The sequence below is a fragment of the Streptomyces sp. NPDC003011 genome, assembly GCF_053591515.1.
Genome location: NZ_JBSFTY010000050.1, coordinates 15,867 through 40,336, shown reverse-complemented (window position 1 = coordinate 40,336; position 24,470 = coordinate 15,867). Strand labels below are relative to the sequence as shown.

At 70.3% G+C, this 24,470-nt stretch carries 20 protein-coding genes and 1 pseudogene; 10 read left to right on the top strand and 11 right to left on the bottom strand.

The window, feature by feature from the left end:
• Position 1 precedes the first annotated feature (1 nt).
• The 7 genes from ACWD0J_RS24965 (at position 2) to ACWD0J_RS24935 (ending at position 8,970) form a co-directional block, all read left to right on the top strand.
• Positions 2-862, top strand: a complete 861-nt coding sequence (locus ACWD0J_RS24965; protein WP_451498049.1) for an MHYT domain-containing protein — start codon at positions 2-4, stop codon at positions 860-862.
• A gap of 49 nt (positions 863-911) precedes the next feature.
• On the top strand, positions 912-3,044 hold the full coding sequence (gene uvrB, locus ACWD0J_RS24960; protein ID WP_451498048.1) for an excinuclease ABC subunit UvrB: 2,133 nt from the start codon (positions 912-914) through the stop codon (positions 3,042-3,044).
• A 237-nt stretch (positions 3,045-3,281) separates the two neighbouring features.
• Positions 3,282-3,848 carry a TerD family protein gene (locus ACWD0J_RS24955; RefSeq protein ID WP_451498078.1) on the top strand — a complete coding sequence of 189 codons (567 nt, stop codon included), beginning with the start codon at positions 3,282-3,284 and terminating at the stop codon, positions 3,846-3,848.
• A gap of 52 nt (positions 3,849-3,900) precedes the next feature.
• The gene (locus ACWD0J_RS24950) at positions 3,901-6,144 is read left to right on the top strand and encodes a TerD family protein (RefSeq protein ID WP_451498047.1); all 2,244 of its coding nucleotides are present in this window, start codon (positions 3,901-3,903) and stop codon (positions 6,142-6,144) included.
• Positions 6,145-6,369: 225 nt separating this feature from the next.
• A complete protein-coding gene (locus ACWD0J_RS24945; RefSeq protein ID WP_451498046.1) occupies positions 6,370-7,371 on the top strand; it encodes a TerC family protein in 1,002 nt (333 codons plus the stop codon).
• A gap of 132 nt (positions 7,372-7,503) precedes the next feature.
• A complete protein-coding gene (locus ACWD0J_RS24940) occupies positions 7,504-7,806 on the top strand; it encodes a hypothetical protein (protein ID WP_451498045.1) in 303 nt (100 codons plus the stop codon).
• 63 nt (positions 7,807-7,869) lie between these two features.
• On the top strand, positions 7,870-8,970 hold the full coding sequence (locus ACWD0J_RS24935) for a calcium:proton antiporter (protein ID WP_451498044.1): 1,101 nt from the start codon (positions 7,870-7,872) through the stop codon (positions 8,968-8,970).
• A gap of 42 nt (positions 8,971-9,012) precedes the next feature.
• Here the strand turns inward: ACWD0J_RS24935 and ACWD0J_RS24930 are convergent, their stop codons facing one another.
• Together ACWD0J_RS24930 and ACWD0J_RS24925 are read right to left on the bottom strand one after the other, a co-directional pair.
• Positions 9,013-10,284, bottom strand: coding sequence for an MFS transporter (locus tag ACWD0J_RS24930; RefSeq protein WP_451498043.1), 1,272 nt, complete (start codon positions 10,282-10,284; stop codon positions 9,013-9,015).
• Positions 10,285-10,376: 92 nt separating this feature from the next.
• Complete coding sequence (locus ACWD0J_RS24925) at positions 10,377-11,423, bottom strand: S66 family peptidase (RefSeq protein WP_451498042.1); 1,047 nt, start codon at positions 11,421-11,423, stop codon at positions 10,377-10,379.
• Between the two features lie 103 nt (positions 11,424-11,526).
• Here ACWD0J_RS24925 and aroQ point away from each other — a divergent pair, with 103 nt between their 5' ends.
• Entirely contained in the window at positions 11,527-12,000 is a 474-nt protein-coding gene (gene aroQ, locus ACWD0J_RS24920) for a type II 3-dehydroquinate dehydratase (protein WP_451498041.1), read from the top strand.
• Positions 12,001-12,087: 87 nt separating this feature from the next.
• On the opposite strand, the gene ACWD0J_RS24915 is transcribed toward aroQ, so the two are convergent.
• The 5 genes from ACWD0J_RS24915 to ACWD0J_RS24895 form a co-directional block, all read right to left on the bottom strand.
• Positions 12,088-12,816, bottom strand: a complete 729-nt coding sequence (locus tag ACWD0J_RS24915) for an amino acid ABC transporter ATP-binding protein (protein ID WP_451498077.1) — start codon at positions 12,814-12,816, stop codon at positions 12,088-12,090.
• 20 nt (positions 12,817-12,836) lie between these two features.
• Entirely contained in the window at positions 12,837-13,754 is a 918-nt protein-coding gene (locus ACWD0J_RS24910) for an amino acid ABC transporter permease (protein WP_451498040.1), read from the bottom strand.
• Positions 13,751-14,635, bottom strand: a complete 885-nt coding sequence (locus ACWD0J_RS24905) for an ABC transporter substrate-binding protein (protein ID WP_451498039.1) — start codon at positions 14,633-14,635, stop codon at positions 13,751-13,753. The genes ACWD0J_RS24910 and ACWD0J_RS24905 overlap by 4 nt, the downstream gene beginning before the upstream one ends.
• A 393-nt stretch (positions 14,636-15,028) precedes the next feature.
• Positions 15,029-15,679, bottom strand: coding sequence for an MBL fold metallo-hydrolase (locus ACWD0J_RS24900; RefSeq protein ID WP_451498038.1), 651 nt, complete (start codon positions 15,677-15,679; stop codon positions 15,029-15,031).
• A 97-nt stretch (positions 15,680-15,776) separates the two neighbouring features.
• Positions 15,777-16,463: a maleylpyruvate isomerase family mycothiol-dependent enzyme gene (locus tag ACWD0J_RS24895; protein WP_451498037.1), complete on the bottom strand. Its 687-nt coding sequence runs from the start codon at positions 16,461-16,463 to the stop codon at positions 15,777-15,779.
• 224 nt (positions 16,464-16,687) lie between these two features.
• Here ACWD0J_RS24895 and uvrA point away from each other — a divergent pair, with 224 nt between their 5' ends.
• Complete coding sequence (gene uvrA / locus ACWD0J_RS24890) at positions 16,688-19,741, top strand: excinuclease ABC subunit UvrA (protein WP_451498036.1); 3,054 nt, start codon at positions 16,688-16,690, stop codon at positions 19,739-19,741.
• Positions 19,742-19,863: 122 nt separating this feature from the next.
• On the opposite strand, the pseudogene ACWD0J_RS24885 reads toward uvrA, so the two are convergent.
• Positions 19,864-20,375 (bottom strand): annotated as a pseudogene (locus ACWD0J_RS24885) (YceI family protein); the annotation flags it as partial.
• A gap of 38 nt (positions 20,376-20,413) precedes the next feature.
• On the opposite strand from ACWD0J_RS24885, the gene ACWD0J_RS24880 reads away from it, so the two are divergent.
• Positions 20,414-20,746 (top strand): MmyB family transcriptional regulator, encoded by a 333-nt coding sequence (locus ACWD0J_RS24880; protein ID WP_451498035.1) that lies wholly within the window; start codon positions 20,414-20,416, stop codon positions 20,744-20,746.
• Positions 20,747-20,976: 230 nt separating this feature from the next.
• Here ACWD0J_RS24880 and ACWD0J_RS24875 read toward each other — a convergent pair whose 3' ends face one another.
• From ACWD0J_RS24875 to ACWD0J_RS24865, 3 genes are all read right to left on the bottom strand, one after another.
• Positions 20,977-21,885 carry a carbohydrate kinase family protein gene (locus ACWD0J_RS24875; RefSeq protein ID WP_451498034.1) on the bottom strand — a complete coding sequence of 303 codons (909 nt, stop codon included), beginning with the start codon at positions 21,883-21,885 and terminating at the stop codon, positions 20,977-20,979.
• Positions 21,886-22,008: 123 nt separating this feature from the next.
• Positions 22,009-23,118 (bottom strand): LacI family DNA-binding transcriptional regulator, encoded by a 1,110-nt coding sequence (locus ACWD0J_RS24870; RefSeq protein ID WP_451498033.1) that lies wholly within the window; start codon positions 23,116-23,118, stop codon positions 22,009-22,011.
• Between the two features lie 233 nt (positions 23,119-23,351).
• Positions 23,352-24,308 carry a hypothetical protein gene (locus tag ACWD0J_RS24865; protein WP_451498032.1) on the bottom strand — a complete coding sequence of 319 codons (957 nt, stop codon included), beginning with the start codon at positions 24,306-24,308 and terminating at the stop codon, positions 23,352-23,354.
• Between the last annotated feature and the right edge of the window lie 162 nt (positions 24,309-24,470).

The window sequence follows — 24,470 nt, the reverse complement described above, 5'->3', positions numbered from 1 at the left end:
CATGCACGGCACGGTCGACGGATTCAGCTACGGACTCGTCACACCGCTGGTGGCCTATCTCATGGCCTGCCTGGGCGGCGCTCTGGGGCTGCGCTGCACCACCCGGTCCCTGCTCGTCAACAACTCCTGGCGGCCCGGCTGGCTGGCCCTCGGGTCGGCGGCGATCGGCTCCGGCATATGGACCATGCACTTCATTGCGATGATGGGGTTCGAGGTCGAGCAGGCGCCGATCCACTACGACAGGGCGATGACGTTCGCGAGCCTGGGTGTCGCCATCGTCATGGTGGGCATCGGGATCTTCATCGTGGGCTACCGGGGGGCCAGGGGAACGGCCCTGATGACCGGGGGTGCCATCACCGGTCTGGGCATCGCCTCCATGCACTACCTGGGCATGGCCGGCATGCGCCTGAACGGCGAGCTGGAGTACAACACGCTCACCGTGGCCGCCTCCGTCGCCATAGCCGTCGTCGCCGCCACCACCGCCCTGTGGGCCGCCGGACAGGTCCGGGGGTTCCTGTGGAGCGTCGGCGCGAGCGGAGTCATGGGGCTCGCGGTCACCGGCATGCACTACACGGGCATGGCCGCGCTCAGCGTCCATGTCCACGAAACGGCGGCCCCCGTCCCGGGTGACTCGGCCGCCGCCCTGCTCGCACCGATGATGATCGGTCCGCTCGCGTTCCTGCTCCTCGCGGGCGTCGTCGTCCTGTTCGACCCGCTGATGGTCATGGGCAAGCCCGGCTTGACACCCACCGAGAGCAAGCCGGGCGTACCCGCGCGCGATCTGGTCGCCACCCCCGCCGCCCGACGCCCGGCGCTCCGCCCCCGCCGTCAGCCGGACCACCACACCACCCGCACCCCGTAGAACCGCTGATCGGGCCGCATTGTCAGTGGGGGGTCGTACGGTGGATGGCATGCGGCCCGTTTCCCACATCGAACGTACGGTGGCACCTTTCGAGGTCGTCAGCCCCTACCAGCCCAGCGGCGACCAGCCGGCGGCCATCGCCGACCTGGCCCGACGCATCGAGGCCGGTGAGAAGGACGTCGTACTGCTCGGCGCGACCGGCACCGGCAAGTCCGCCACCACCGCGTGGATGATCGAGAAGCTCCAGCGCCCCACCCTCGTGATGGCGCCGAACAAAACGCTGGCCGCCCAGCTGGCGAACGAGTTCCGCGAGCTGCTGCCGAACAACGCGGTCGAGTACTTCGTCTCGTACTACGACTACTACCAGCCCGAGGCGTACGTCCCGCAGTCGGACACCTACATCGAGAAGGACTCCTCGATCAACGAGGAGGTCGAGCGGCTGCGCCACTCCGCGACCAACTCGCTGCTCACCCGCCGCGACGTCGTCGTGGTCGCTTCGGTCTCCTGCATCTACGGCCTCGGCACGCCGCAGGAGTACGTGGACCGCATGGTCCCCCTCCGGGTCGGCGACGAGATCGACCGGGACCAGCTGCTGCGCCGCTTCGTGGACATCCAGTACACCCGCAACGACCTCGCGTTCGCCCGCGGCACCTTCCGCGTCCGCGGCGACACCATCGAGATCTTCCCGGTCTACGAAGAGCTCGCCGTCCGCATCGAGATGTTCGGCGACGAGATCGAGGCCCTGTCCACCCTCCACCCGCTCACCGGCGAGATCATCAGCGACGACGAGCAGCTGTACGTCTTCCCCGCCTCCCACTACGTCGCGGGCCCCGAGCGCCTGGAGCGGGCCGTCAACGACATCGAGAAGGAACTGGGGGAGCGCCTGGCCGAGCTGGAGAAGCAGGGCAAGCTCCTGGAGGCCCAGCGGCTGCGCATGCGCACGACGTACGACCTCGAGATGCTCCGCCAGATCGGCTCCTGCTCCGGCGTCGAGAACTACTCGATGCACTTCGACGGCCGCGAGCCCGGTTCCCCGCCGAACACCCTGCTGGACTACTTCCCCGACGACTTCCTGCTCGTCATCGACGAGTCGCACGTCACGGTGCCCCAGATCGGCGCCATGTACGAGGGCGACGCCTCCCGCAAGCGCACCCTCGTCGACCACGGCTTCCGGCTCCCCTCCGCCCTGGACAACCGGCCCCTGAAGTGGGAGGAGTTCCAGGAGCGCATCGGCCAGGCCGTCTATCTGTCGGCGACGCCGGGCAAGTACGAGCTGTCGCGCTCGGACGGCTATGTCGAGCAGATCATCCGCCCCACCGGTCTCATCGACCCCGAGGTCGTGGTCAAGCCCACCGAGGGTCAGATCGACGACCTGGTGCACGAGATCCGCCTGCGCACCGAGAAGGACGAGCGGGTCCTGGTCACCACGCTCACCAAGAAGATGGCCGAGGACCTCACCGACTACTTCCTGGAACTCGGCATCCAGGTCCGCTATCTGCACAGTGACGTCGACACCCTCCGCCGCGTCGAACTGCTGCGTGAGCTGCGCTCCGGCGAGTACGACGTGCTGGTGGGCATCAACCTCCTCCGCGAGGGCCTCGACCTGCCCGAGGTGTCCCTGGTGGCGATCCTCGACGCCGACAAGGAGGGCTTCCTGCGCTCCGGCACCTCCCTGATCCAGACCATCGGCCGCGCGGCACGCAACGTCTCCGGCCAGGTCCACATGTACGCCGACAAGATCACTCCGGCGATGGAGAAGGCCATCGAGGAGACCAATCGCCGGCGCGAGAAGCAGGTCGCGTACAACACGGAGCGGGGCATCGACCCGCAGCCGCTCCGCAAGAAGATCAACGACATCGTCGCGCAGATCGCCCGCGAGGACGTCGACACCGAACAACTGCTCGGCTCCGGCTACCGCAAGCTGAAGGACGGCAAGAGCGCCAAGGCCCCCGTGCCCGCGCTCGCCACCCAGGCGGCCAAGGGCGGCAAGGCCGCCAAGGGCAAGGCCACCGTCCCGACCGACCGTCCCGCCGCCGAACTCGCCGAACAGATCGAGGAGATGACCCAGCGCATGCGTGCCGCGGCCGCCGACCTCCAGTTCGAGATCGCGGCCCGGCTGCGCGACGAGGTGTCCGAGATGAAGAAGGAACTGCGTCAGATGAAGGAGGCCGGCCTGGCCTGACCGTCCCGCACGGACGCCGGCCGTACCCCGACCGGCGCTCCGCGAGGTCTCCCGCCCGCGGCGCGTACGCGCTGTGTTGCAAGACCGACACAAAGTGCGGACGAGGGTGCGTCACTGTCAGTGCCCCTGCGTAGGGTTCGGATCATCCGCGGATCCCGCGGCAGCAGGGGAAACACGAGAGGGGACCAGCGCGTGGTGGACGTATCCAAGGGCGGCACGCCCAGTGGCAGCGTCAATCTGACCAAGGGTCAGGCCATCAGCCTGCAGAAGAACGACGGGGGCAGCCTCACCGCGGTGCGCATGGGCCTCGGCTGGCAGGCGGCTCCCCGGCGCGGCCTCTTCGGCTCCCGCACCCGGGAGATCGACCTCGACGCCTCGGCCGTCCTGTTCGCGGACAAGCAGCCGTTGGACGTCGTCTTCTTCCGGCACCTGGTGAGTGACGACGGCTCGGTGCGCCACACCGGCGACAACCTGGTCGGCGGAGTCGGCCAGGGGGGCGACGACGAGGCGATCCTCGTCGACCTGGCACGCATCCCGGTCCACATCGACCAGATCGTCTTCACCGTGAACTCGTTCACGGGCCAGACCTTCCAAGAGGTGCAGAACGCGTTCTGCCGCCTGGTCGACGAGACCAACGGCCAGGAGCTCGCCCGCTACACGCTCGCCGGCGGCGGCGCCTACACGGCCCAGATCATGGCCAAGGTGCACCGCACGGGCCCGGGCTGGACGATGACGGCCCTCGGTACTCCGGCCAACGGCCGCACCTTCCAGGACCTGATGCCGGCGATCCTGCCGCACCTGTAGGGCCGCGAGCGGCGCCCGACACGACACAGCGACACACAGGGGGGCGAACGCGATGACGGCCGAGCTGGTACGGGGACAGAACCACCCGCTCTCCCAGGTCCGTCTGGAGATCCGGGTCTCGGCCGGCACGCCGGTCGTGGCGGTGGCCACGACCGGCGACGAGCACGGCACGGTGCCCGGCGTCGAGTGGGTCGCCCATCCGGGCTCCCCCGCCCTGCCGGGGCTGGAGGTCTCCCGGCAGGCGGCCGCCGACCACCGCCTCGCCGTCGACCTCGGCGCCCTGTCCGAGGCCGTGCACCGGGTCAGTGTGCTGCTCGCCCTGCCCGCACCGGGCACCGGGGGCCCCGTCCGCTTCGGTGCCGTGGCCGCCCCGTTCGTGGCGGTCACCGGCCTCGACGGCACCGAGATCGCCAGCTACACGATCACGGATCTCGATGCCGAGTCGGCGGTCGTCGCCCTCGAGCTCTACCGACGGCAGGGCGCCTGGAAGGTGCGGGCGGTCGGCCAGGGATACGCGGGCGGTCTCGCCGAGCTCCTCACCGACCAGGGCCTGCCCCGGGCCGGCCTGCTCGCGAGCGGTATCGACGACGCGGTCGCCCAGGGCCTGGCCCGCTCGCTCCCCGCGCCGCCGCGCCCGGCGGACGCCGACCGCTCCCGCCAGACGGCGGCATCGAGTCCCGGCGCCGACCAGGCCGGACCCGTACCCCAGAGCGTCTCGGGACCCGTACCACCCCCGCAGACGCCTCCGTACGGGACCCCGCCCGTCGACGGACCGCAGCGACCCGCTTCTCCGTACGGCCCGCAGGGCGTACCGGCGGCCGCACCCTCGCACCCTGCCTCTCCGTACGATCCGCAGGGCACGCCGACGGCCGGCACGCCCTCGTCGTCCACCTCTCCGTCCGGCCCGCACGGCGCCTCGTCCCCTGGTGTGCCCGCCCAGCCCGCCTTCCCGCACGGCCCGCCCGGCACCCCGGCGGCGCCCGTAGCACCGCAGCCCGTGGCATCTCAGGGACCCGAGCCCGCTGCCCCTGCCGCCCCCTCCGCCATCATCCAGCCGTCGGGGTCCGCCGCGGGCGGCCCGATCGACTACAGCCACCCGCGTCGGCGGAGCGCGGCCTCGCCACCCGCTGCGAGGACCGCGCCTCCGGTCCCGCCCGGACACCCCACGCCGCCGGTCGCGGGGGACGCGACCGGCTGGACGATGGACGAGAGGCTCTACAACCAGGTCTGGGGCATGTTCGAGGACCTGGCCCGCAGCACGGCCGCATACCGCAGCACCGTCGACTTCGCCGACTCCCGTATGGAGAAGGAGCTCGACCAGATCCTGTCCGACCCGCGCAGCCGGATCGGCGGTCAGGGCGACGCCGCCCGCGAGGCGGCCCGCGCCAAGCACGCCCAGCTCGTCGACCAGGCCAGGGCGGCCCTGGAACGGGACCTCGCCCAGCTCACCGCCGAGTCCCAGGTCGTCGAGCCCGCGCTGCCGCCGGCCTACGCACGCTGGGACAACCCCGTGTGGCACGCCTACCGGGTGCCGATGGAGATCCCCATGGCACTGCGCCTGGGTGACCTCCACCTCCCCGAGGCGACCGACCTGCGCATACCGATGCTGGTCCGGCTGCCGCTGGAGCGCGGCCTGTGGATCGACAGCGGAGCCGACGGATCGCTCGACGGCTCGTTCACCGACACCCACGACCTGCGGCGCCTCGCCATGGAGACGGCGGTGGCGCACGCGGCCCGGCTTCTCGCGGTCCATCCCGCCAACGCGTTCACCGTGCACGTCATCGACCCCGCGGGTTCGGGAGCGCAGGCGCTCGTTCCCCTGGTGCGGTCCGGTGCCCTCGCGAGGCCGCCCGGGACCGGGGCGGCGGGCGTGGCGGACGTCCTGGCCCGGCTGACCGAGCGGGTCGACCTGGTGCAGATGGCGGTGCGTGGCGGCGTGGCCGACTCGCTCCCGCCCAGCCTCGACACCGCCGAGCAGTTGCTGATCGTCAACGACTTCCCGCACGGTTTCGACGACCGTGCCGTGAACCAGCTGCGCTACCTCGCGGACGAGGGCCCGGCGGTCGGCGTCCACCTGATGATGGTCGCGGACCGTGAGGAGGCCGCCGGATACGGCCCGCTGCTGGACCCGCTGTGGCGTTCGCTGATGCGCCTCACGCCGGTGCCCGACGACCACCTCGCCGACCCCTGGGTGGGACATGCCTGGACCTACGAACCCGCGCTCATGCCGCCCGGTAGCCAGGTGCTCCAGCAGGTGCTGACCGAGGTCGCACGGGCTCGTACCAAGCGCACGTAAAGTCTCCTGACCAGCGATTTTGACCTTTATTTTGCCAATCGCTTTACCTTTCCTTGGGGATTGGGTACTGTTTTCCCCACGGAGGGGAGTACTCCCTGTCGACTGCGGCGTACCCGTCAATACGGATCTGATCAGATCCCGGGGCGTCGGCCCATCCTGGGTGGAAGAGACCTCCGGCAGCGCGACGACGCTGGTTACTTGCCGTTACGTACTGCCGGAGGCGCAGTGAATGTTTCCCCGACCCTGTGGGTCCTGACGATCGTGGGCCTCGCCGTCCTGATCGCGGTCGACTTCTTCATCGGCCGCAAACCGCACGACGTGTCCATCAAGGAAGCCGGGATCTGGACCGTCGTCTGGATCGCCCTGGCCGGTCTCTTCGGCCTCGGTCTGATGATATTCGGCGGCGGACAGCCCGCCGGTGAGTTCTTCGCGGGCTTCATCACCGAGAAGTCGCTGAGCGTCGACAACCTCTTCGTCTTCGTCCTGATCATGGCGAAGTTCGCGGTGCCCTCGCAGTACCAGCAGCGTGTGCTCCTCGTCGGTGTTCTCATAGCCCTGGTGCTGCGGGCGATCTTCATCGCCGCGGGTGCCGCCATCCTCGCCAGCTTCTCGTGGGTCTTCTACCTCTTCGGTGCCTTCCTGATCTGGACCGCCTGGAAGCTCATCCAGGAGGCCCGGGCCGACCAGGAGGACGAGGAGTTCGAGGAGAACAAGCTGCTCAAGGCGGCCGAGCGCCGCTTCGGTGTGGCCGACCGCTACCACGGCACCAAACTGTGGATCCAGGAGAACGGCAAGCGGGTCATGACCCCGATGCTGGTCGTGATGCTCGCCATCGGCTCCACCGACGTGCTCTTCGCGCTCGACTCGATCCCCGCGATCTTCGGTCTGACCCAGGACCCGTACATCGTCTTCACGGCCAACGCGTTCGCGCTGATGGGTCTGAGGCAGCTGTACTTCCTGATCGGCGGCCTGCTCCGGAAGCTGGTCCACCTCAGCTACGGCCTGTCGATCATCCTGGGCTTCATCGGCGTCAAGCTCGTCCTGCACGCGCTGCACGAGTCCGGGGTCCACGTCCCCGAGATCAGCATCCCGGTCTCCCTCGGCGTGATCTGCTCCGTCCTGATCGTCACCACGCTCACCAGCCTCAGGGCGTCCAAGAAGCAGGCGGCGGCCGACGAGGCGCAGGCGCAGAGCGAAGGCACTGCGAAGGACAGCATCGAGGCCTGACCACGGCGCACGCAGGAACGACCATCGCCGGGAGCGGTGAGCGGCGAATTGCCGATCACCGCTCCCGGTGTTTGCGTGGTTCCGGAGCGCGTTCCCCGCCCCGGAGAACGCCATGGCCGCGTGGAGGCACCCGTGAAGTTCGTGCAGATCATCGACTTCGAGACCGAGCGCCTGGAGGAGATGGAGCAGTTGCTCCAGGAGATGGGACAGCGCAACGCAGGCAGGGAGGGCGGCCCGACCCACCGCATGCTCCTGAAGGACCGCGACCACCCGCGCCGCCATCTGGCTGTGATCGAGTTCGACTCGTACGAGGAAGCCATGCGCAACAGCGCTGATCCCGAGACGACCCAGCTGGCAGAGCGGCTGGGTGAGCTGAGCGTGGGCGAGCGCGTCTACACCAACTGCGACCTGCTGCGGGCGGACCAGCTCAAGTAGCGCGTGCGTGCACGGGCCCTGCTCTGGAATGCGGGGCCTGTTCGCCTCTGCGACGATCGCTGCATGATCGCTCGGCTCAGGTCGCTCACGACACGGTGGACGTCCGTGGTGCCGGCCCTGGCGGCCGTCCTGCTGGTGCTGACCTGGGGGCGGGACCTGCCCGGCGCGGTCGTGGCGCTCGTGACGCTGGTCCTCGCGGGATCCGTCCTGGCCGCCGTGCACCACGCCGAAGTGGTCGCCCACCGGGTCGGCGAACCCTTCGGTTCCCTCGTTCTCGCCGTGGCCGTCACGATCATCGAGGTCGCCCTGATCGTCACCCTGATGGCGGACGGCGGTGACAAGAGTTCCACGCTGGCCAGGGACACGGTCTTCGCGGCTGTGATGATCACCTGCAACGGCATCGTCGGCCTCAGCCTGCTCGTCGCCTCGCTGCGCCACGGCACGGCGGTCTTCAATCCCGAGGGCACCGGCGCCGCCCTCGCGACCGTCACCACCCTGGCCACCCTCAGCCTGGTGCTGCCGACGTTCACCACCAGCAAACCGGGCCCGGAGTTCTCCGGCGTCCAGCTGACCTTCGCCGCACTCTCCTCGCTGATCCTTTACGGCCTGTTCGTGGCGACCCAGACCGTACGGCACCGCGACTACTTCCTCCCGGTCACCCGTCAGGGTGAGGTGATCACCGGCGACGAACATGCCGGCGCACCGTCCGCCCGCGCTGCCCTGATCAGCGTCGCACTGCTGGGTCTCGCCCTCATCGGGGTGGTCGGCCTGGCCAAGGGCGTGTCACCGACCATCGAGTCCGGTGTGGAGGCCGCCGACCTGCCCCATGCCGTCGTCGGTGTGATCATCGCGTTGCTGGTGCTGCTGCCCGAGTCCATCGCCGCACTGCGTTCCGCCCGCCGTGACCGGGTGCAGACCAGTCTCAACCTCGCGCTCGGCTCGGCGATGGCCAGCATCGGCCTGACCATCCCCGCGGTCGCCCTGGCGTCCGTCTGGCTCGCCGGTCCGCTCGTCCTCGGCCTGGGCGCCACGCACATGGTGCTGCTGGCCCTGACTGTGGCGGTGAGCTCCCTGACCGTGGTGCCGGGCCGGGCCACACCCCTTCAAGGCGGCGTGCACCTGGTGCTGTTCGCGGCCTATCTGGAGCTGGCGATCAACCCGTAGACGGTGCGTAAACGCTCGCGCAAGCGCTTACGCGCCACCGGCTCACCCCGTGGCCGGCTTCGCCACCACCACTGGCACGGGCCGCGTCTCCGGCAGCATCGCGAAGCACGCCAGGCTCAGCAGCGCGATCCCCGTCAGATACGCCCCCACACCCCACGGCACGCGGCCGCCCTGCTCGGCGAGCGCGGTCGCCGCGATCGGGGTGAGCGCCCCTCCGAGGACCCCGCCGAGGTTGTAGCCGACGGCGGCGCCCGTGCAGCGCACCCGGGGCTCGTACAACTCGGGCAGATACGCGGCGATCACGGCGAACATCGTGATGAAGGCGAGCATCGCGCCCAGGAAGCCGAGGAACATCAGCAACGGCGCTCCCGTCGCCAGCAGCGCGACCATCGGGAACATCCACACGGCGGCGGCCGCACATCCGGCCAGGCACAGGGGCCGCCGCCCGTAACGGTCACCGAGCAGCGCCGCCACCGGCGTGAGCGAGCCCTTCACCAGGACGGCGGCCATGATGCAGGTCAGCATGACCGTACGGCTCACCCCGAGCCGTTCCGTCGCGTAGGCCAGGGACCAGGTCGTGACGGCGTAGAAGATCGCGTACCCGACGGCGAGTGCTCCGGCCGTCAGCAGGACGAGCCGCCAGTGGTCGCGTGCGACCTCGAAGAGCGGCACGCGCGCGTGGTCGTCGACATCGAGGAAACTGGGGCTCTCGACGAGCGACGACCGCAGCCACAGCCCCGCCACGGCCAGCACACCGGCCGCCCAGAACGGCACCCGCCAGCCCCACTGGGCGAACTGCGCGGTGGACAGTGTCGCCGACAGTGCCAGCACCACGCCGTTGGCGAGCAGGAAGCCCAGCGCGGGCCCCACCTGGGGGAAGCTCGACCACAGGCCACGCCGCTCGGCGGGCGCGTGCTCCGCGGTCAGCAGGACGGCCCCGCCCCACTCCCCGCCGAGCCCCAGCCCTTGCACGAAGCGCAGCACCAGGAGCAGCACCGGAGCGGCCACACCGATCGTGTCGTACGTCGGTACGCAGCCGACCGCGACCGTGGCGGCGCCGGTCAGCAGCAGTGAGGCGACCATGACCGGCCGACGCCCGTGCCGGTCCCCGATGTGCCCGAACAGCACCGAACCCAAGGGCCGGGCGACGAACCCGACGGCGAAGGTGCCGAAAGCGGCCAGCGTGCCCGCCAGCGGCGAGAACGTGGGAAAGAACAGCGGCCCCAGGACGAGCGCCGCCGCCGTTCCGTAGACGAAGAAGTCGTAGAACTCGATGGCCGTCCCGGCGAGCGAGGCGGCCGCGAGCCGCAGCATGGAGGGTGCCCTTACGGTGTGTACGTCGCGCATGCCGCGTCAACTACCCAGAGTGACCATGGGTTACGGGGGCGTGAGGCGGGTGGCCCGGGTCAGTAGGTGACGGTGATGCGCCGGGCGGGGCCGTCGACGCGCACGGTGCCGCCGTAGGGGATGACGAGCTGCGGATCGGTGTGCCCGAGGTCCACGTCGAAGACGATCGTCATGCCGGGGGCGTACGCGCGCGTGGCGCGCACCACCGCCTCGCGCTGGCTGGCGGCGTACCGCGCGGCCTCCTCAGGACTGTGGGGGTGCTCGAAGGACCAGGTCTTGGGGCGGCCCATCAGGAGGGCGGAGAAACGCTGGAGCAGACCGCGCTCGCCCATGCCGCGCAGGGTGCGGAAGACCTCCTCGCCGCTCGGCAGTTCCTCCGAGGTCTCCAGGAACAGCACTCCGCCGTCGTACACCGACAGGTCGTGGGAGATCTCCCGGTCGGCCATCAGCAGCCAGCCGACGATCTCCAGGCAGCCGCCCCAACTGAGGCCCTCGACCACCCGGTCGGCGTTCAGCCAGGTCCACCCGGTGCCCGGGCGGGTCTCCGGCTCCCTGTCGAAGGTCGCGGGGCTCGCCCAGTCGCGGTCGACGTCGTTCCAGCGCTCGGCGGGCCGCAGGTCGTACGCGCCCGAGGTGAACAGCGCCGCCCGCAGGGACTCGGCGGTCTGCGGATGCAGGGCGCCGGGGCGGCCCAGCTCGCACATCACGGAGCCCCCGTGGAAACCGACGATCCCGGTGGTGCGCAGGTACGCGAGCAGGTTCGTGTTGTCGCTCATCCCGAAGAAGGGCTTGGGATGAGCGCGGATCAACTGCCGGTCCAGGTACGGCAGCACGGTGATCTGGTCGTCACCGCCGATCGAGGCGACGACCGCCTTGATGTCCGGGTCGGCGAAGGCCGCGTGCAGGTCGTCGGCCCGCTCCTGGGGCGTCGAGCCCGCCTTCCGGGTCGCCGGATACTCGACCGGTTCGAGCCCGTACTCCGTGCGCAGCCGCTCCAGGCCCAGTTCGTAGGGGAGCGGGAAGACGCCGGGGAGGCCGGCGGAGGGCGAGACGACGGCTACGCGGTCGCCCGGCGAGGGCTTGGGGGGATACACGGGTGTCGTCATCCCGTGAGGGTAGGGGCCGCCCTCCCGCGCGCGCACCGTGATAAACCGGGGTCTGAGCAGCGGTCCGCGCCGGATCGCCCATCCCCGACGGACCGGAGGAACCGTGCCCCGCACCCTGGCCAACGCCCCGATCATGATCCTCAACGGCCCGAACCTGAACCTGCTCGGCCAGCGCCAGCCGGAAATCTACGGCTCCGACACCCTCGCCGACGTCGAGGCCCTGTGCGCCAAGGCGGCGGCCGCGCACGGCGGCACGGTTGACTTCCGCCAGTCGAACCACGAGGGCGAACTCGTCGACTGGATCCACGAGGCACGGCTGAACCACTGCGGGATCGTGATCAACCCCGGCGCCTACTCGCACACGTCCGTCGCGATCCTGGACGCGCTCAACACCTGCGACGGGCTGCCGGTGATGGAGGTCCACATCTCCAACATCCACCAGCGCGAGTCCTTCCGGCACCACTCGTACGTCTCGCTGCGCGCCGACGGTGTCATCGCGGGGTGCGGGGTGCAGGGGTACGTGTTCGGCGTGGAGCGGGTGGCGGCGCTCGCGGGGACGGGACAGGCCGAAGCGTAAGCGTTTACGGGGTGCAGAGGGCTCCTTGCACGAGCCCTTGGACGGAGTCCTCAAAGGCCTCCCGACACCTGCGTCCCAGGGCGCCCCTCACAGCCGGCCCGCCTCCACGATCCGCCGCAGGAAACGCTGCGTACGCTCCTGCTGCGGGTCACCGAAGATCCGCTCGGCGGTGCCCTGCTCCAGCACCACTCCCGCGTCCAGGAAGCAGACCTGGTCGGCGACCTCGCGGGCGAAGCCCATCTCGTGCGTGGCCAGCACCATGGTCATGCCGTCGTCCTTCAGGTCGCGGACGACGGCGAGGACCTCCCCCACGAGCTCCGGGTCGAGCGCGGCGGTGATCTCGTCGAGCAGCAGCAGCCGCGGACGTACGGCCAGGGCGCGGGCGATGGCGACACGCTGCTGCTGGCCGCCGCTCAGCCGGTCCGGATACTCGCCCGCCTTCTCGGCGAGCCCGAGCCGCTCCAGCAGCGCACGCGCGCGTGCCTCGGCCTCCGCGCGGGACACCCCGTGCACCCGGCGCGGAGCCAGGGTGATGTTCTCCTCCACCGTCATGTGCGGAAACAGGTTGTACGCCTGGAAGACCACGCCGATCCGGCGGCGCACCGCGTCCTGATCGACACGCGGGTCGGTGATCTCCTCGCCGTCCAGCCAGATCGCGCCGTCGTCGATCTCCTCCAGGAGGTTCGCGCACCGCAGCAGCGTGGACTTGCCGGAGCCCGATCCGCCGATCAGCGCGGTCACCGTGTGCGGGGCGACCTCCAGATCGACGTCCCGCAGCACGACCGAACTGCCGAAGGTCTTGCGGACGGACTGCATGCGCAGGACGGGGGTGTCGCTCACAGGGATCCTCCTTGGGCCCGGCGACGGTCCATCCGGGCCGTCACCCAGTCCGTGAACCGGGTCATCGGGATCGTCAGCGCCACGAAGGCCAGACCCGCGACGATGTACGGCGTGTAGTTGAGGCTGCGGCCCACGATGATGTCGGCCGCCCGGACGGCGTCGATCGCGCCGCCGATCGACACGAGCCCGGTGTCCTTCTGCAGCGACACCAGGTCGTTCAGCAGAGGCGGCACCTGACGGCGCACGGCCTGGGGGAGGACGACGTACCGCAGTGCCTGCCGGTTGTTGAGGCCGAGCGAGCGGGCCGCGGCGCGCTGCGAGGGGTGGACGGACTCGATGCCGGCGCGGAACACCTCGGCCACGTACGCCGAGTACGTCAGGGTGAGGGCCGTTCCGCCCAGCAGCACCGGGTCGACCGTCACGCCCTGCAGCCGCAGCGCGGGGACACCGAGGACCACGATCATCAGGCTGATGATGAGCGGCAGCCCGCGGAAGAAGTCGGTGTAGGCGGCGGCCAGGACGCGCAGCGGGAAGAACACCGGGCCGCGCAGGGTGCGGGCGATCGCGATGAGCATTCCGAGGACCAGCACGGCGGCGCCGCAGACCAGCAGCAGCCGGACGTTGAGCCACAGTCCTTCGAGGACCTTGGGCAGCGCCTCGCGCGCGTAGTGCCCGTTGAAGAAGGTCTCCTTGGTACGCGGCCAGCCGGGCGCGCCCACGACGACCAGGTAGAGGACGGCTGCCGTGGCCAGGGTCGAGAGGGCGGCGACGGCCGTGGCGCGGCGGGAACGGGCCCGCTTGTAGGCCTCGCGTTCGATGCGGCGCTGCGACGGCGTGTATTCGTCCTCCGAGGCGGTCGTGCCGCCCTTGTCGTCCGCTCCCTCCCGGCCGGACTCGTCCTTCGTGAGCGTCACTTGAGCACCGGGGCGTCGACGGCGTCGGACAGCCACCGCTTCTCCAGCTTCGCCAGCGTGCCGTCCTCGCGCAGGGCGTCCACGGCGTCCGTCACACAGGAGGTGAGTGCGCTGCCCTTGTCGAGCACGAGCCCGAACTGCTCCGGCTCACCGCCCTGGTTCTCGAACTGACCCACGATCGTCGCGTTCGTGACCTCGGCCGCGGTGATGTAGAAGGCGGTCGGCAGATCGGTGACGATGGCGTCGATCTGGCCGTTCTGCAGAGCGGACTTGGCCTGGTCGTTCTTGGCGTAGACAGCCGCGTCCCGGACCGGCCGCACCACGTCGTCGATGTAGTCGAGGCTGGTCGTCCCGACCTGCGCGCCCAGCTTGAGGCCCTTCAGGTCCGTGATGCTCGTCGCCTTCGCGGCCTTGGTGCCCTTGAGCGCGATGACGGCCTGGCGTACGTCGTAGTAGCCGGACGAGAAGTCGACGGCTTTCTTGCGCTCCTCACTGATCGACACCTGGTTGATGTCGAAGTCGAACGTCTTCTCACCGGGCGCGAAGGCCTTGTTGAAGGGGACGCTCTGCCAGACGACGGCACTCTTGCCGTAGCCGAGCTGCTTCGCCACGGCGTACGCGACCGCCGACTCGAAGCCCTGGCCGTTCGTCGGCTCGTCGTCCTCGAACCACGGTTCGTACGCGGGCTGGTCCGTGGCGATGGTCAGCTTGCCGGGGGTCTCGGTGGCGAGCCTGCCCTGGGCGCAGGTGGTCCCGGCCGACCCCGAAGGCGTGTCGGCCGCCTTCTCCTGCGGCTGCGGAGCGCAGCCGACGGCGGTGGCGAGCAGGGCTGTTATCGCGGCGGCGACAGCGCGGCGCAGTACACGCGGGGCAGGATGCATGGCGCGAGATTGACAGTCCGCTGTCCCGTTTGTCGAGGTCACAGCGGAAACTGTTCGCATGGTGGGAACCGGTGTTGCGTTCTTGTGAACACTCCCCGCGCGGTCCCACGAGAGCAGCCGGGCCGCCGGTCGAGGGCGGGGATCGGCAGACCGGCGGCCCGTACCGCGCAGGAGCCGTCGTCCTGTGCGGGGCTGCTTCCAGTTGACTGCGCAACCACGTGCGTCGGGAGCGCACGTGTGACACCGGCGCGTGCGAACGGTTCACACGGGGCGCGTGCGCGGGCGTGCTGATCGAGGGGGCGTACGCGGGGACAGGGGGCGTACGCGCGGGGCGCCGCACCACCTCGCGTTCACTGCCCCGCGTTCACTGCCCCGTGCTCACCTGTCTCGTGTTCACCACCCGCGCGCGTGCCACTCCGGCAGATGCGGACGCTCGTTGCCCAGCGTGGTGTCGTTGCCGTGTCCCGGGTAGATCCAGCTCTCGTCCGGCAGGCTGAACACCTTCGCTTCAAGGCCGCCCATCAGGCTCTTGAAGTCCTCAGGACGTGTTGTCCGGCCAGGACCGCCGGGGAAGAGACAGTCGCCGGTGAACACATGGGGATGTCCGTGCGGGTCGTCGTAGACCAGGGCGATCGACCCCGGCGTGTGCCCGACGAGGTGGCGCGCGGTGAGCTCCACGTGCCCCACGCGGATGGTGTCGCCGTCGTCGACAAGGACGTCGGTCGGCACCGGGATGCCGTCGGCGTCGTCCCGCCCGGCGTAGGTACGCGCGCGCGTGGCCGCGACGACCTCGGCGAGCGCCTGCCAGTGGTCGCCGTGCTGGTGCGTGGTGACGACGGACGCGATGCCGTCGTCACCGATCATGCCGAGCAGGGTGTCGGCGTCGTTCGCCGCGTCGATCAGCAGCTGCTCGTCCGTGGCCCGGCAGCGCAGCAGATAGGCGTTGTTGTCCATGGGGCCGACCGCGATCTTCGTGATCATCAGGTCGCGCAGTTCGTGCACGTCGGCCGGGCCACCGACCTTCACCGCTCCGCTGTACGTCATGACGGTCAGCCTATAGCGGAGGCCGGGGGAGGAACCGGGCCGCGGAACCGTGCCGAGGAGCCGGGACCGCAGGGGAGCGGTGGCGGGAACCGCCGGGCTACAGCGGCGGCAGCTTCGGCAGGGAGCCGCCGTCCACGGTCAGCGTGGACCCCGCGCGGCGACCGCACAGCCAGCCGAGGAGGTCGGCCCGGGATCCGGCGACGGTGATTTCCGGCTCGCCGTCGCGGCCGGTCGGGATCCGGCGGCGGTCGTCCTGCTCCAGCCGCAGGGACGGCACGTCGGAGTGGCCCCGGAAGCGCTCGGCGAGGAAGTCGATCTCGCGCTGGACGAACTCCTCGGGGAGGTCCTCCAGCTCGTACCCGATGCCGAGATCCACGTGGTGCAGCTCCACCTCGATCCAGCGCCGGAACGGCACCCGGGACGCGGAATCGGTGACCCCGCCCCGCAGCTCGACCGTGCGCGACCAGTCCGCCGGCGCGGCCGCCGCCTGCTGTAAACGGGCCGCGCTCGCGCGCAGGTCGGCGAGCTGGACGGCCAGGACGCGTGGTGCGTCCCGCTCGATGTCGGTGTCCCGGGCGTCGCCGGAGACGTACATGGGGCGGCCCTCCAGGACGTTCACCAGGGCGTCGGCGTTGCGGGCGAGGTGAGCCAGGACGTGACCGCGGGTCCAGCCGGGCAGCCGTGACGGCTCCGTCACAGACGCGTCGTCCAGTTCGGCGACTGCGCTGAGCAGCCGCTCGGTAGCGTCGCGTACAGACGCCAGGTCATGCGCGTGATCCATCATGCGCATGACCCTAGCCCCGGCCACACCTTCGGGTGAAGGTGGTGAGCGAGTACCGTAAATCGAATGTGCGTGCTATATGGTCGCGTGTGGCGTCGGGCATGCTGGAGGGCCGGGGATTGTTATGCATCCGGGAATCCGACCGGCGTTGTCAGTGGCTCCCCCTAGTCTGAGAAAGCACGGGGGCCTCGCCCCTGTCACTTCTCTCAAGAAAGGTGCGGACCGGCGTGGCCGACCGTCTCATCGTCCGTGGCGCGCGCGAGCACAACCTGAAGAACGTCTCGCTCGACCTGCCTCGCGACTCGCTCATCGTCTTCACGGGCCTCTCCGGGTCGGGCAAGTCCTCCCTGGCCTTCGACACCATCTTCGCCGAGGGCCAGCGGCGCTATGTGGAGTCGCTCTCCTCGTACGCCCGCCAGTTCCTCGGCCAGATGGACAAGCCGGACGTGGACTTCATCGAAGGTCTGTCGCCCGCGGTCTCCATCGACCAGAAGTCGACCTCGCGCAACCCGCGCTCGACGGTCGGCACCATCACCGAGGTCTACGACTACCTGCGACTGCTGTTCGCCCGCATCGGAAAGCCGCACTGTCCCGAGTGCGGCCGCCCGATCTCGCGCCAGTCGCCGCAGGCCATCGTGGACCGGGTCCTGGAGCTGCCGGAAGGCAGCCGCTTCCAGGTGCTGTCCCCGCTCGTGCGTGAGCGCAAGGGCGAGTTCGTCGATCTCTTCGCCGATCTCCAGACCAAGGGGTACAGCCGCGCGCGGGTGGACGGCGAGACCGTCCAGCTCTCCAGCCCGCCCACCCTGAAGAAGCAGGAGAAGCACACCATCGAGGTGGTCGTCGACCGCCTCACGGTGAAGGACTCCGCCAAGCGCCGCCTCACCGACTCGGTGGAGACGGCCCTCGGCCTCTCCGGCGGCATGGTCGTGCTCGACTTCATCGACCTCCCCGAGGACGACCCCGAGCGCGAGCGCATGTTCTCGGAGCATCTGTACTGCCCGTACGACGACCTGTCCTTCGAGGAGCTGGAGCCGCGCTCCTTCTCCTTCAACTCGCCCTTCGGCGCCTGCCCCGAGTGCACCGGTATCGGCACCCGCATGGAGGTCGACCCCGAGCTGATCGTCCCGGACGAGGACAAGTCGCTCGACGAGGGTGCCATCCACCCCTGGTCGCACGGCCACACCAAGGACTACTTCAGCCGTCTGATCGGTGCCCTCGCCGACGCCCTGGGCTTCCGCACGGACATCCCCTTCGCGGGTCTGCCGCAGCGCGCCAAGAAGGCCCTGCTGCACGGCCACAAGACCCAGATCGAGGTCCGCTACCGCAACCGGTACGGCCGCGAGCGGGTCTACACGACGCCCTTCGAAGGTGCCGTCCCCTTCATCAAGCGCCGGCACAGCGAGTCCGAGAGCGACGCCAGCCGCGAGCGCTTCGAGGGCTACATGCGCGAGGTGCCCTGCCCCACCTGCGAGGGCACGCGCCTGAAGCCGCTCGTCCTCGCGGTCACGGTCATGGGGAAGTCGATCGCCGAGGTCTCCGCGATGTCCATCAGCGACTGCGCCGACTTCCTGGGCGAGCTGAAGCTCAGCGCCCGCGACAAGAAGATCGCCGAGCGCGTCCTGAAGGAGGTCAACGAGCGGCTGCGGTTCCTGGTCGACGTCGGCCTGGACTACCTCTCGCTGAACCGCGCGGCCGGCACGCTCTCCGGCGGCGAGGCCCAGCGCATCCGCCTGGCCACCCAGATCGGCTCCGGCCTGGTCGGCGTCCTGTACGTGCTCGACGAGCCGTCCATCGGCCTGCACCAGCGTGACAACCACCGGCTCATCGAGACCCTGGTCCGCCTGCGTGACATGGGCAACACGCTCATCGTCGTCGAGCACGACGAGGACACCATCAAGGTCGCCGACTGGGTCGTCGACATCGGTCCCGGCGCCGGAGAGCACGGCGGCAATGTCGTGCACAGCGGCTCCCTGAAGGGCCTGCTGGCCAACCCCGAATCGCAGACCGGCCAGTACCTGTCGGGCAAGAAGGCCATCCCGCTGCCCGACGTCCGGCGCCCCCTGGACCCGTCCCGGCAGCTCACGGTGCACGGCGCCCGCGAGAACAACCTCCAGGACATCGACGTGTCGTTCCCGCTGGGCGTGTTCACGGCGGTCACGGGCGTGTCCGGTTCCGGCAAGTCGACGCTGGTCAACGACATCCTGTACACACACCTGGCCCGTGAGCTCAACGGCGCCCGGAGCGTCCCCGGGCGGCACACGCGCGTGGACGGCGACGACCTCGTCGACAAGGTCGTGCACGTCGACCAGTCGCCCATCGGCCGTACGCCCCGGTCCAACCCGGCGACGTACACCGGTGTCTTCGACCACGTCCGCAAACTGTTCGCCGAGACGACCGAGGCGAAGGTCCGTGGCTACATGCCGGGCCGTTTCTCCTTCAACGTCAAGGGCGGCCGCTGCGAGAACTGCGCGGGCGACGGCACCATCAAGATCGAGATGAACTTCCTCCCGGACGTGTACGTCCCGTGCGAGGTCTGCCACGGCGCCCGGTACAACCGGGAGACCCTGGAGGTCCACTACAAGGGCAAGTCCATCGCCGAGGTCCTGAACATGCCGATCGAGGAAGCCATGCACTTCTTCGAGGCCGTCCCGGCGATCTCGCGCCATCTCAAGACGCTGAACGATGTCGGCCTCGGCTATGTCCGCCTCGGCCAGTCCGCGACCACCCTGTCCGGCGGTGAGGCGCAGCGGGTGAAGCTCGCCAGCGAGCTCCAGAAGCGGTCCACCGGGCGCACGGTCTACGTGCTGGACGAGCCGACCACCGGTCTGCACTTCGAGGACATCAGCAAGCTGCTGAAGGTCCTGTCCGGTCTGGTCGACAAGGGCAACACGGTCATCGTCATCGAGCACAACCTCGACGTGATCAAGACCGCCGACTGGGTCGTCGACATGGGCCCCGAAGGCGGCGGGGGCGGCGGTCTCGTGGTCGCCGAGGGCACACCGGAGCAGGTCGCCGGGGTTCCGGCCAGCCACACCGGCAAGTTCCTGCGGGAGATCCTCGACGCCGACCGGATCAGCGACGCGGCCCCGGTGAAGGCTCCGCGCAGGGCGACGACCAAGAAGACGGCCGCGGCCAAGAAGACGGTCGCGGCCAGGGCGACGACGCCGAAGACGGCGACGGCCAGGACGGCCACCGCCGGCAGTGCGGCCACCAAGAAGGCGGCCGGGACCACGCAGAAGACGGCACCGGCGAAGAAGACGACCCGGGCCGGCAAGGCCTGAGTCGTACGGACGGCGGACCCGGGCCTGCTGGGCCCGGGTCGAACGCACGGCACGTCCGGACAAGTCCAGAAAAAGCGGCGCCCCGCGCGGGAACTCCCGGCGGGGCGCCGCCCGTTCAACCATCAGCCACCCTGGCCCTGCGGCTCGACGAACTGCATGTCCAGCTGAATCTTGACAACATCACCGAGGAATCCGGCACCGAAGTCCGGCCCGAAGTCGCTGCGCCGGTCTCACCCGTCGCCTCGAATCCGGCGTGCCTCCTCTGATCCACAGGGGAGTCCACCACCCCGCCGAACTCGACGGCGAGCGTGACCGGGCGGGTCACGTCCCCGATGGTCAGGTCCCCCTCCATCGTCCACTCCCCACCCTCCCCGGACACCCGTGTCGAGCGGAACGCCATCGTCGGACGCTTCTCCAGGTCCAGCAGGTCGGCCGCGCGGGTGTGCGCGTCCCGGTCGGCATTCCCGGTGTCGATGGAAGCAAGGGCGATCTCCGCGCTCACCCGCACGTCGTCGACCGTCCCACCGACGAACAGCCCGGCCGTCAGTTCCCTGAACCGTCCGCGGACCTTGGCGATCCCGAGGTGACGGATGGTGAAGTCGACGGCCGAGTGGAGAGGGTCCAGCTCCCAGTGATGCGCGGGCTCGCACCGCCTACCCCGACTGGGACCGGGTGGCCGACGACCTGGTGGCCCGGCTCAGGCACGACGCCCCGCTCCGTGACCCCTATGTCGGCGAACTGGCCGACGAGTTGACGGTGACGGCGGGCGCGGACTTCGCGCATCGGTTCGCCGACCTGGCGGTGACACCGCGGCAGGTCGGATCCCAGCACCTCGAACACCCCGAGGCGGGGCCGCTGCGGCTGCGGCACGAGACACTCGCGCTTGTGGACGACGGTCAGCGTGTGGTCGTCCACCTGCCCGCGGACGAGGCCACGGCCGCCGCCCTCGACCGCCTGAGCGGTCGCCGCCCCGGCGCACTGCGGGCTGTGGGAGGGGCTGGCTGACGAGAGCGGGCGGCCGCGTGCGCCACGTGTTTCGGTCGTGACCAGTGGCTGCAGCGGTCGAGTCCGGTATGGCTGTGGGTGGGTCCGCAACGGCACGGACCGTCGCCCCTGGCCTCAACTCCCGGTAGGTGACAGCCGCCCCTTCGGCTGCCGGGTCCGCCGCAAACGCGGCCCGTCAACCGCAGACGGCCAGCCGTCAACCGTTGACCGTCTGCCTCAACCGTCGGTTGTCAGCCGTCCAGTTCGTGGGCGTACGGCGGTTCCGCCCCCGCGCGGGAGCAGGTGATCGCAGCCGCGCGGGCGGCGAAGCGCAGCAACTGGGTCCAGCCGTCGGCGCCCAAGGCGACGAGCGCCTCGCAGGACAGGGCGTCCCGCGCGGACAGGCCGTGCAGCAGGGCCGCGTTCACGGTGTCACCCGCGCCGATCGTGTCCACCACGTCGACCTTCTCGCCCGGTACGGAGTGCACCGAGCCGTCCCGGGTGAAGACGGTCAGTCCGTCGCCGCCCTGGGTGATCACGACGGCCGAGGGACCGGCGGCCAGCCACTCGCGCGGGGTGCCGCCCAGCCACAGGGCGTCCTCCTCGGAGAGCTTGAGCAGCGACACCGCCGGCAGCCAGCTCTTGAACCGGGCCCGGTAGGCGTCCGCGTCCGGGATGAGACCGGCCCGGATGTTCGGGTCGAGCGCGGTGAACACGCCTTGCCTGGACGCGGTCCGCATCAGCTTCTCGTAGGCAGTCGCCCCCGGCTCCAGGACGAGCGAACAGGTGCCGAACGACACCGCCCGCGTCCCTTCGGGCAGTGCCGCGGGGGCCGTGAACAGCCGGTCGGCGGTGCCGTCGACGTAGAAGGAGTAGGCAGCCGAGCCGTGCGTGTCGATGGTGGCGACGGCGAGGGTGGTCGGCTCGGTGCCACGCTGTACGGCGGACACGTCCACCTCCGCCCGCCGCAGCCCGTCGAGCAGGGCCTCGCCGAAGGCGTCACGGGAGACGCGGGAACAGAAGGCCGTGGGGGAGCCGAGCCGGCCGAGGGCCACGGCCGTGTTGTAGGGGCCGCCGCCGCATGCTGGCTGCAGACCCGCGAGGGCGCCCACGCCTTGCGGTACCAGGTCGATCAGGGCCTCACCGGCGACGACGATCACGAGAAGCTTCCTTCCTCGGACTGAGAGACAGGGGACTGAGGGAACTGAAACACCTGCAACACCTGCTGGGACTGCTCTGCTGGTACTGCTGGTATTGCTGGGACTTCCAGAGTTACGGAACTTCTAGGGCTGTTGGGATTGCTGGGGTTGCTGGGACTGGTCGGACTCCTGGGACCGCGCGGCCCTCTCCCGCTCCCGCCCGGCCGGGCACCCGCACGACGCGCGGTGGACGAAGGTGCAGGCCAGCCGCACGGTGCGGGCGGGCCGGTCCGGCGCGGCCAGGCGTTCCAGGAGCACCCGGACCGCCTGGGCGCCGATCTCCTTGCTGGGCTGGGCGATCGCGGTGAGCCGGGGCGTGAACAGGTCGGCCCAGTCGAAGTCGTCGAAGCAGCACAGCGCGATGTCCCCGGGCACGGACAGGTCCCGTTCGCGCAGTGCGCGCAGGGCGCCCAGGGTCATCGCGTTGTTGGCCGTGACGAGCGCGGTGGGCGGCGCGGCCAGGGACAGCAGGGCAGCCGTGGCGCGTTGCCCGCCGGCGGACTCGGAGTCGCCGTGCGCCACCAGACGTTCGTCGTAGGGAAACCCGGCTGCGGCGAGGCCGTGCCGGTATCCCGTGATCCGCTCGCTGGTGGTGCTCAACCCGGGCCGGCCCGCGACCAGGGCGATCCGCCGGTGACCGAGTCCGGCGAGATGCGTGACCAGCTCGGCCGTCGGTTCGGCGCTGTCGGCGCAGACCTGGTCGAAGCGCGGCGCACCGTTCTCTGGGGAGCCGGGGGAGTCGGGGGAGTCGACCACCCGGTCCAGGAAAACGGCCGGTACGTCATGACGCCTCAGGTAGGAGACGAGTTCGCTCGGGTCCGCGGAAGGAGCGACGATCATGCCGTCCACCCGCCGCTCGTGCAGGAGCTGGACGACCTTGCGTTCGTGCGCGGGATCGTCGTGCGGATCGGCGATGAGCAGGCTGTAGCCGTGCTCCAGGGCGGCGGTCTCGACACCTTGGAGAATCTCCGTGAAGTACGGGTTGCTGATCGCCGACACCGCGAGGCCGATGGACCGGGTGCGGGAGGTCACCAGGGAGCGGGCGAGCGTGTTGGGCGTGTAGCCCAGCTCGTCGATGGCGTCCAGCACGGCCTGCCGGGTGTGCGGCAGCACCGGCCGGGTGTCGTTGAGTACGTGCGAGACGGTCGCCACGGACACACCGGCGCTGCGTGCGACGTCGGCCATGGTCGGCATGGAGTCCCCTTCCCGAGCCGGACGACGCCCCCGCGGACGATGCCGGCACCGGGAACGTACCGCAATCGAGCGGCAGACGTAAACGCTTGCGCAAACGCTTACGTCCCTCGAAAACGTCATCGATGAGCGCACCGGTCCCGCGCCGCAACCGGTCCCGCGCCGCAACCGGTCCCGCGCCGCAACCGGTCCCGCACCGTCACCGGCTGCGCCGGCTCAGGATCCGCTTGGTGCGGTCACTCCCAGTCCCAGGCGATCCCCACGATCCCCGACCGCACCCGCGGCTCGACGAGGTGCACCGAGTGGTGGCGTCCGGTGAGGGCCAGCTCCTGGCGGCCGCTGCGGGGCGCCGCCGCCGAATGCTGGGTGAACCGGTGGCAGCGCATGGGCAGCGCGTTCTCGTCGAACCGCACCTGGAGCGCGTACTGACCGCCCGCGGGCCCGAAACCGCGGACGTACTCCCGCGACACGCCCGCCGTGCCGTCCTCGACGGTGTAGCGGAAGAGGAACGTGTCACCGGCCCGCAGCCGCGTGTCGAAGAGCAGCTCGGCCACCAGCACCCCGGTGTCCTGGTCCGAACGGACTTGACCGGTACGGCAGTTCTCCAGTGCGTGGACGGCCATCCGCTCCGGTGCGCACCCCGGGTCGCCGTGGTGGACGGCCACGAAGCGGTCGACGCCGTCCCGGTGGGCACGCACGATGTGGTGCGACTCGCGTCCCGTCAGCTCGCGGCGGGCCCCGATCCGTACCCGTTCGTGGTGTCCGAGGGTGTGCAGTCCGCTGTCGAGCGGCGAACCCAGCTCGCCCAGCAACTGTTCCAGGATGTCCGAGGCGGCCACGAGGGATCGGTAGGAGCGGGCCGCGGGCCGCTGCCCCGAAGGTTCTTCGTCGGCCCGGGCGAGCAGCCGGATCAGCGACTCCTCCGGCAGCTGGAGGATCTCCTCCAGCGCCCGTACGGCCCGCAGCGACTCCGGGCGCTGAGGGCGCCGGGCACCCTGCTGCCAGTAACTCAGGCTCGTCACACCGACCTTGACGCCGTGGCGTGACAGATGGTGCTGCACGCGCTGCAGCGGCAGTCCGCGGGCGGCGATCGCGGCACGCAGGGCGACGTGGAAGGGGCCGCCGCGCAGAGCCGAGTCCAGTTCCGCGGTGGCGACGCCGGCGACGTCCGCGTGCTGTGTGGCGTGCGGCATGCGGGCCCTTTCTGTGAATGGTCGGCACGGTTGGTCGGACCGTGTGCGAGAGGTGCCGGGGGCCACCGCGCCGGCGTCGGGGTCTTCACATCCGTACGCCGTCGTTCAGGGCCCCGAGTTCCCCCGCATTGAAGCGTGTTGACCAGGTCCCGACAACACCTG

What these genes read in the sequence shown, in the direction of transcription:
- ACWD0J_RS24965 (WP_451498049.1), top strand. Translation starts at nt 2, where the DNA reads ATGCACGGCACGGTCGACGGATTCAGCTACGGACTCGTCACACCGCTG.
- uvrB (WP_451498048.1), top strand. Translation starts at nt 912, where the DNA reads ATGCGGCCCGTTTCCCACATCGAACGTACGGTGGCACCTTTCGAGGTC.
- ACWD0J_RS24950 (WP_451498047.1), top strand. Translation starts at nt 3,901, where the DNA reads ATGACGGCCGAGCTGGTACGGGGACAGAACCACCCGCTCTCCCAGGTC.
- ACWD0J_RS24935 (WP_451498044.1), top strand. Translation starts at nt 7,870, where the DNA reads ATGATCGCTCGGCTCAGGTCGCTCACGACACGGTGGACGTCCGTGGTG.
- ACWD0J_RS24930 (WP_451498043.1), bottom strand. Translation starts at nt 10,284, where the DNA reads ATGCTGCGGCTCGCGGCCGCCTCGCTCGCCGGGACGGCCATCGAGTTC.
- ACWD0J_RS24925 (WP_451498042.1), bottom strand. Translation starts at nt 11,423, where the DNA reads ATGACGACACCCGTGTATCCCCCCAAGCCCTCGCCGGGCGACCGCGTA.
- ACWD0J_RS24915 (WP_451498077.1), bottom strand. Translation starts at nt 12,816, where the DNA reads ATGCAGTCCGTCCGCAAGACCTTCGGCAGTTCGGTCGTGCTGCGGGAC.
- ACWD0J_RS24905 (WP_451498039.1), bottom strand. Translation starts at nt 14,635, where the DNA reads ATGCATCCTGCCCCGCGTGTACTGCGCCGCGCTGTCGCCGCCGCGATA.
- ACWD0J_RS24900 (WP_451498038.1), bottom strand. Translation starts at nt 15,679, where the DNA reads ATGACGTACAGCGGAGCGGTGAAGGTCGGTGGCCCGGCCGACGTGCAC.
- ACWD0J_RS24895 (WP_451498037.1), bottom strand. Translation starts at nt 16,463, where the DNA reads ATGATGGATCACGCGCATGACCTGGCGTCTGTACGCGACGCTACCGAG.
- ACWD0J_RS24870 (WP_451498033.1), bottom strand. Translation starts at nt 23,118, where the DNA reads ATGCCGACCATGGCCGACGTCGCACGCAGCGCCGGTGTGTCCGTGGCG.
- ACWD0J_RS24865 (WP_451498032.1), bottom strand. Translation starts at nt 24,308, where the DNA reads ATGCCGCACGCCACACAGCACGCGGACGTCGCCGGCGTCGCCACCGCG.